This window comes from Acidimicrobiales bacterium (assembly GCA_036491125.1).
GTDB lineage: Bacteria > Actinomycetota > Acidimicrobiia > Acidimicrobiales > AC-9 > AC-9.
The window spans coordinates 1-1,698 of record DASXCO010000013.1; the positions used below are offsets into that span (position 1 = coordinate 1).

General features: G+C 69.7%; 4 protein-coding genes. All 4 read left to right on the forward strand.

Annotated features, from left to right (window positions below; all coding sequences use genetic code 11):
• The coding region (locus tag VGF64_00805) for a crotonase/enoyl-CoA hydratase family protein (GenBank protein ID HEY1633267.1) at positions 1-185 on the forward strand (185 nt) is incomplete at its 5' end.
• Positions 186-254: 69 nt separating this feature from the next.
• Positions 255-704: an OB-fold domain-containing protein gene (locus VGF64_00810; protein ID HEY1633268.1), complete on the forward strand. Its 450-nt coding sequence runs from the start codon at positions 255-257 to the stop codon at positions 702-704.
• A complete protein-coding gene (locus VGF64_00815) occupies positions 701-1,204 on the forward strand; it encodes a Zn-ribbon domain-containing OB-fold protein (protein ID HEY1633269.1) in 504 nt (167 codons plus the stop codon). The genes VGF64_00810 and VGF64_00815 overlap by 4 nt, the downstream gene beginning before the upstream one ends.
• On the forward strand, positions 1,204-1,698 hold a 495-nt coding region (locus VGF64_00820), incomplete at its 3' end, for a lipid-transfer protein (GenBank protein ID HEY1633270.1). The genes VGF64_00815 and VGF64_00820, both read left to right, overlap by 1 nt.

Below are 1,698 nucleotides of genomic sequence, written 5' to 3' on the forward strand. Positions count from 1 at the left end.
GCGAGAACGGACCACTGGCCGTCGAGGCGATCAAGCGCTCGGTGCGGGAGACCGAGGGCCTCCCCGAGGACGAGGCGCTCAAGATCGAGCTCGAGATCGGCTGGCCGATCTTCGGCACCGAGGACGCCAAGGAAGGGCCGCAGGCCTTTGCCGAGAAGCGGCCGCCCGTCTTCCGGCGTCAGTGATGCCAGCCGATTGCGCGGCCAGACAGGAACGTGATCTGATACCGAGTCAGGACGACGAGAAGGGCACCGATGGCTGAGCCGGACGTCCTCGTAGCGCCCAACATCCTCGAGTACCCCTACACCCGGACGGTCGGCCCGGTCCTCGGGCGCTTCATGACGGGCCTGCGCGAAGGCCGCATCGAGGGCGTGCGGGCGAACGACGGGCGCGTGATCGTGCCGCCGGCCGAGTACGACCCCGTCACCAGCGAGCCCCTCGACGAGTTCGTGGAGGTGGGCCAGGCCGGTGTCGTGACGACCTGGGCGTGGGTCAGCGCACCGCGCGCCAACCAGCCGCTGGACCGGCCGTTCGCCTGGGCCCTCATCAAGCTGGACGGCGCCGATACGGCCCTGCTCCACGCCGTGGACGCGGGCGACGAGGCCCGGATGTCAACCGGCATGCGGGTCCGAGTCAAGTGGCGAGCCGAGCGCGCGGGCGAGATCCAGGACATCGCCTGCTTCGTGCCCGAGGAGGGACCATGAGCGAGACCGACACCGTCGAGCCGGTCCGCAGCATCCGGGCCCCCGCTCGCCTCGAGTACCGGTTCACGGCGGGCGCGGCGCAGTCGCGGTTCTTGCGGCACCTCGTCGAGGGGAAGATCCTCGGCCAGCGCTGCCCGCAGTGCGGCAAGGTCTACGTCTCACCGCGCGGCGCCTGCGCCGCCGACGGCGTGGCGACCAAGGAGGAGGTGGAGGTGGCGGACCGGGGGACAGTGACGACGTTCTGCGTCGTCAACGTGCCGTTCTACGGGCAGAAGATCAAGATCCCGTACGTCTCGGCGACGATCCTCCTGGACGGGGCCGACATCGGCCTCATGCACCTCCTCCAGGAGGTCGAGGCCGATCAGGTCCACATGGGCATGCGGGTGGAGGCCGTCTGGGCTCCGCCGGAGGAGCGGTTGCCGACGTTGGAGAGCATCAGGTACTTCCGGCCCACGGGTGAGCCCGACGCGGACTACGAGACCTACAAGGCATACGTCTGATGCGCGACGTAGCCGTGGTGTCGTTCGCCCAGCTCCCCAACACGCGCAGCCAGGACACCCGCAACGAGGTCGAGATGCTCATGCCGGTCATCTCCGAGGCCATCGAGGGCTCTGGCATCCCCCGCAAGGAGATCGGCTTCACCGTCTCTGGCAGCTGCGACTACCTGGTCGGCGCCCCCTTCTCCTTCGTCACCGGTCTCGATGCCGTGGGGGCGTGGCCACCGATTCAGGAGTCGCACGTGGAGATGGACGGGGCCTGGGCCCTGTACGAGGCGTGGGTCCGCCTGCAGCACGGGGACATCGACTCGGCGCTCGTCTACTCCTTCGGCAAGTCGTCGCTCGGCCCCCTGCGCGACATCCTGGTGCTGCAGCTCGATCCGTACTGCGCCGCTCCGCTGTGGCCGGACTCGGTCAGCGTGGCCGCCCTCCAGGCCCGGGCCTGGCTGGAGTCGGGCCACGACGAGTCCGAGATGGCCGAGGTGGCGGCGCGCAGC